At 71.6% G+C, this 5,265-nt stretch carries 4 protein-coding genes and 2 pseudogenes; 2 read left to right on the top strand and 4 right to left on the bottom strand.

The window, feature by feature from the left end:
* Both VFO68_RS31660 and VFO68_RS31655 read right to left on the bottom strand, forming a co-directional pair.
* A pseudogene (locus VFO68_RS31660) lies at positions 1 to 312 on the bottom strand (hypothetical protein); the annotation flags it as partial.
* 99 nt (positions 313 to 411) lie between these two features.
* Complete coding sequence (locus VFO68_RS31655; protein ID WP_325162093.1) at positions 412 to 2,556, bottom strand: MMPL family transporter; 2,145 nt, start codon at positions 2,554 to 2,556, stop codon at positions 412 to 414.
* Positions 2,557 to 2,817: 261 nt separating this feature from the next.
* Here VFO68_RS31655 and VFO68_RS31650 point away from each other — a divergent pair, with 261 nt between their 5' ends.
* Positions 2,818 to 3,654: a hypothetical protein gene (locus VFO68_RS31650; protein ID WP_325162092.1), complete on the top strand. Its 837-nt coding sequence runs from the start codon at positions 2,818 to 2,820 to the stop codon at positions 3,652 to 3,654.
* 35 nt (positions 3,655 to 3,689) lie between these two features.
* Here the strand turns inward: VFO68_RS31650 and VFO68_RS31645 are convergent, their stop codons facing one another.
* Both VFO68_RS31645 and VFO68_RS31640 read right to left on the bottom strand, forming a co-directional pair.
* Positions 3,690 to 4,496, bottom strand: a complete 807-nt coding sequence (locus tag VFO68_RS31645; RefSeq protein WP_325162091.1) for an Fpg/Nei family DNA glycosylase — start codon at positions 4,494 to 4,496, stop codon at positions 3,690 to 3,692.
* A gap of 6 nt (positions 4,497 to 4,502) precedes the next feature.
* Positions 4,503 to 4,973 carry a ribose-5-phosphate isomerase gene (locus VFO68_RS31640; RefSeq protein WP_325162090.1) on the bottom strand — a complete coding sequence of 157 codons (471 nt, stop codon included), beginning with the start codon at positions 4,971 to 4,973 and terminating at the stop codon, positions 4,503 to 4,505.
* A 17-nt stretch (positions 4,974 to 4,990) separates the two neighbouring features.
* On the opposite strand from VFO68_RS31640, the pseudogene VFO68_RS31635 reads away from it, so the two are divergent.
* Positions 4,991 to 5,265: pseudogene (locus VFO68_RS31635) on the top strand (hypothetical protein); the annotation flags it as partial.

The following is a 5,265-nucleotide window of genomic DNA, read 5'->3' as shown; positions in this document are numbered from 1 at the left end:
CGCGTCGCCGGCATACACCCGGCCGCGCGGGAAGACCGCGGGCGGATCCGCGGCCCACCCGTGCGGGCCGAAGTAGGCGAACGCGGCGACCTCGTCGTTGCGCACCGCGACGAGCAGCGTTGTCCGGTCGAAGGCCGGCGTGATGACGCGGTTTTCCCACTGCGCCCGGCGTTTGGCGACGAACCGGCGCAGCCAGTGCGGCTCGAACAAGTCACGGTAGGCGACCTGCCACGCGTCGGCGTGCACGTTGCCGACCGAGGCCGCGTCGACCTTCGTCGCTTCGCGGAGCAGGACTGGAACGTCGACCCTCATCGACATCCCTTCCGGTTGACCGCCATGCGGACACCATACGTCGATGCCTGGACCGGTTCCAGCCTTTCCGCACCTGTGGAATATGTTCGGCGGCCTGCCTTATTTCTCAGTGGAAAGCGCGGTGACCTCACGGTCCGTCGTGACCTCTTCCGGCTCCACGTCCCGCTTGCCGGACAACCGGTGCGGCCACCACATCCACCGGCCGATGTCCAGCGTCAGCGAGGTCACCAGGATGCCGCGGACGATGATCGTGTCGAGCACGACGCCCACCGCGACGGTGAACCCGATCTGCGCGAAGGCGACCAGTGGCAGCGTGGCCAGTACCGCGAACGTGCCGGCCAGCACCAGACCCGCCGAGGTGATCACGCCGCCGGTGGCCGACAGCCCGATCAGCGCACCGCGCCGGGTGCCCCACTGCTTGGACTCCTCATGGATCCGGGTCATCAGGAAGATGTTGTAGTCGATGCCGAGCGAGACCAGGAACACGAAGACGAACAACGGGAACGACGGATCGGCGCCCTGGAAGTCGAAGACCTGGTTGAAGAAGAACGCGCTGATGCCGAGCGCGGCGAAGAACGACAGCACCACGGTGGCGATCAGGACGAGCGGGGCGACCAGCGCCCGCAGCAGCCCGGCCAGGATCAGGAACACCACCACGAGCACCAGCGGAATGATCAGGTTGCGGTCGTCGGTGTTCGCCTGGTTGGTGTCATGCAGGATCGCGGCCATGCCGCCGGCTTTGGCTTCGGCGCCGGGAACCTGGTGCACCGCGGCCCGCACCCGGTCCACCGTGGCCGCGCCCGCGTCGCTGTCCACCGAGTCGACCATCGTGCCCTGCAGCAGGGCGTAGCCGTCCTTGATCTGCGGTTCCTCGATCGACTCCGGCACCACGCCCGGCACCGTGCGGAACGCCGCGCGCACCTCGTCGGCCTTGTCCGCCTTGGCGATCACCTCGATGGGTTGGGCGGCGCCGGCCGGGAAGTGCCTGGCCAGTACCTGGTCGCCCACCACCGACTCGGGGGCGTCGCCGGTGAACGAGCCGGCGTTGGTGATCCCATCGGCCTTGAGGGTCAGCGAGCCGAGCGCGAACACCCCGAGCAGCAGCGCGGTCACCACCCAGACGACCCGCGGCCGGCGGGCGATCCCGCCGCCGATCTTGGCCCAGACGCCGGTCTCGGTGTGGTCGGCGGAGCCGAAGCTCGGCCGGACCGGCCAGAACAGCCACCGGCCGCAGATCACCAGCAGCGCCGGCAGCAGGGTGACCATGGCGAGCAGGCCCACCCCGACGCCGATCGCGGCGACCGGGCCGAGACCGGAGGTCGAGTTCAGGCTGGCGAAGACCAGGCAGACCATGCCGACGATGACGGTGGCCGCGCTCGCCCAGATCGCCGGACCGGCCCGGTGCAGCGCGAACGCCATCGCCTCGTGCCGGTCCTCGTGCCGGCGCAGTTCCTCTCGATATCGGGCCACCAGCAGCAGGGCGTAGTCGGTGCCGGCGCCGAACACCAGCACGGTGAGAATGCCGGCGCTCTGTCCGTTGACCGTCAGGCCGGCGTACTCGGCCAGCAGGTAGATCACACCCTGGGCGGCGAACAGCGCCGCGCCGGCCGACAGCACCGGCAGCAGCCACAGAATCGGGCTGCGGTAGGTGATCAGCAGCGCCACGATCACCACGAGCAGCGCGGCGTAGAGCAAGGTGCCGTCGATGCCCTCGAACGCCTTCGCCTGGTCGGCGCCCATCCCGGCCGGGCCGGTGACGTGCACGGTCATGCCGGTGCCGTCGATCTGCGCTGCCTTGTCGAGTTGTTCGACCAGGTCCGGGAGCTTGGCCCAGCCGTCGTCGCCCGCGTTGAACGGCACGATCACCTGGGCGGCCTGCGGGGCAGGCGTCTCCTGCGACGGGATGGGTCCGATCACGTCCCGGTCCACCCGCTCCAGTTCGCCGAACTTGGCGGTGTGCTCGGCGATGGCGGTCAGGTCGCCCTGGGTGAGCCCGGACGGCTTCTCGTAGACGACGATGGCCGGGATCTCGTTGCTCGAGTGGAACCGCTCGGTGATCTCCAGGACCTGGGTGGACTCGGCGTCACCGGGCAGCCAGGAGGACATCTGGTTGTCCTGGACGCTGTTCAGCTTGCCGCCCAGCGGGGCGAGCACCCCGAGGATGAGCACCCACAGGGCGAGCGTCACCCATTTGCCGATCTTGCCCGACGGCAGCTTCGCAAGCGTGCCGACACCACTCATCATCGCGTTCACGATTGTTTCCCCTCGAAACACCAACCCCGCCTCGCGGACTGTATCGGCGCGGAGGGCCTCACCGGGACGGCATTTTCGGTGATCTTGACCGCATCTCAGTGGTTTCTCAGGCGACCGGCGCGTACCGTGCCCGGCCGGTCACAGGCTGCTGCCCGACCGTGCCGGAGGGGAACCGCGGCGGTAGCGTCACCGTTGTCCTGGGTGAGTTGTCCTGTTCGTGGACACCAGGCGGCACCCACCGGGAGGGATTCCATGACCGGGACGGTCATCGTGATCGCGCTGATCCTCGCCGTGGCCGCGATCGCTCTGCTGTACGGCAAGAACCGGTCGGCCGCGCGGGCCCAGCAGCTGGACGACGCCAAGGCCGAGGCCCGGCGTTGGGTCGAGCGGCTCGGCGGACAGGTGATGAACCTGGTCGGCACGAACGAGGCGGCCAAGCAGGCGATCGCCGACGCCGCGGAGCGCTACACCGCCGCCGGTTCGCAGGCGGAGCAGGCCCGCACCATCGAGCAGGCCCGGCTGACCACCAAGACCGCGCTGGAAGGTCTGTACTACGTGCGGGCGGCCCGCACCGCCATGGGTCTGGACCCCGGCCCGGAACTGCCCGAGGACCCGACCGCGCGGCGCGCCGGCAAGGTCACCGAGCAGCGCCAGGTCACCGTGGACGGACACCACTTCGAGGCGTCTCCGGAGCCCGGCCCCGGCACGCCGCACTACTACCCGGGCGGCCGCGTGGCCGGCCGGCCGGTGCCGCAGGGCTGGTACAGCGAACCGTGGTGGAAGCCGGCGCTGATCGGCGGCGCCTGGGGGCTGGGTTCGGTGCTGCTGTTCAGCGCGATGTTCTCCGGCATGTACGGCATCCCGGACGCGCACGCCTGGGAGTCCGGCTACGACGCCGGCCAGCAGGAAGCCCTGGAGTCCGGCGGCGGCGACGGTGGTGACGGCGGCGGCGACGGTGGTGGTGACGGGGGCGGCGGCGACGGTGGCGGTGACGGCGGCGGCTGGGACGGCGGCGGTGGCGACTGGGGTGGCGGCGGCTGGGACGGCGGCGGCGGGGACTTCGGCGGCGGGGACTTCGGCGGCTTCTGACACCCGCGGCCGCTGACGGCGGCGACTCGCGGAGGTCAGGTCTGGCAGGTGGGGCACCAGTAGAGCTTGCGCGCCTCCAGCAGGCGGGTGGCGATCTCGGTGCCGCAGACGAGGCAGGGTGCGCCGGCGCGGCGGTAGACGTAGACCTCCCCGCCGTGCCGGTCCCGGCGGGGCGGGCGGCCGGTCACCTCGGGCAGGTGGGCGTCGCGCACGGTGTCGATGCGGCCGGTCCGGACCCCTTGGCGCATCAGGGTTACCAGGTCGGTCCACATCTCCATCCACAGTGGACGGTCCAGGCCGCGGCCGGGCAGCAGCGGGTCGATCCGGTGCCGGAACAGGAGTTCCGCCCGGTAGACGTTGCCGACGCCGGCCACCACGGCCTGATCCATCAGCAGGGCGGACACCGGCTTGCGGGACCTCGACATCCGCGCGAAGGCGCGGTCCGGGTCGGCGTCGCGACGCAGCGGATCGGGACCCAGCCGGGACCGCAGCGCGGATACCTCCGCGTCGGTGAGCAGTTCGCACGCGGTCGGGCCACGCAGGTCCGCCCACTGCCCGGCGCCGACCATCCGCATCCGCACCTCGCCCACCGCCGGCAGCACCGGCAGCGGTTGCTCACTGAACTGGCCGTACAGCCCCAGATGGACGTGCACCGTGGCATCCGGGCCGTACCGGTGGAACAGGTGCTTGCCGTGCGCGGCAGCGCGCAGCAGCACCCGGCCGTCCACCAGCGCCGCGCCGGCCGCGAACCTCCCCTGCGGGCTGCTGACCCGCACCGGTGCGCCACCGAACAGCCGCTGATGCCTGCGGGCCAGGCGATGCAGGGTGTGTCCCTCCGGCACGGCGGCTCAGCCGGGCAACGCGGGCGGGGTCCCGGTGCGCTCGTACTCGGTGAGCATCGCGATCCGCCGGGCATGTCTCGGGCCGCCGGAGAACGGCGTGCCGACGAAGGCGTCCACGATCGCGGCGGCCTCCTCGGTGCTGTGCATCCGCGCGCCGACGCCGATCACCTGGGCGTCGTTGTGCTCCCGGGCGAGTTGGGCGGTCTGCGTGCTCCAGGCCAGTGCCGCGCGGCAGCCGGCGACCTTGTTGGCCGCGATCTGCTCGCCGTTGCCGGACCCGCCGATCACCACGCCCAGGCTGCCCTGGTCGGCGACCACCCGCCGGGCCGTCTCGACGCAGTACGGCGGGTAGTCGTCGTCCGGGTCGTAGGCCGCCGGACCCACGTCCACGACCTCGTGCCCGGCCGCCCGCAGATGATCGGCCAGATGGTTCTTCAGCTCGAAACCGGCGTGGTCCGCGCCCAGGTACACCCGCACGCTGGCAGGGTAGCCGGATGACCTACTACCACCAGGACGGGTACGCGGTTCGGCTGGAGTGGGGCATGGCGGGCGTGCGGCAACTGGCGCCGCACTGTGCCGTTCTGGTGATCGTGGACGTGCTGGTGTTCAGCACGTCGGTGACGGTCGCGCTGAGCCGGGGCGGCCGGGTGCTGCCGCTGGCCTGGCGGGACGAGCGGGCCGCCGAGGCCGCCCACCGCGCAGGCGCCACCCTCACCCGCGCGGGGCTCGACACCGCGCCGGCTCCGGGTGAGTGGACCCTGCGGCCCTC

Origin of the sequence: Actinophytocola sp., from assembly GCF_035712165.1 — a bacterium.
Taxonomy (GTDB): domain Bacteria; phylum Actinomycetota; class Actinomycetes; order Mycobacteriales; family Pseudonocardiaceae; genus DASYTH01.
The sequence above is the reverse complement of the archived record's forward strand: the minus strand, read 5'-3'. Positions and strand labels throughout refer to the sequence as shown.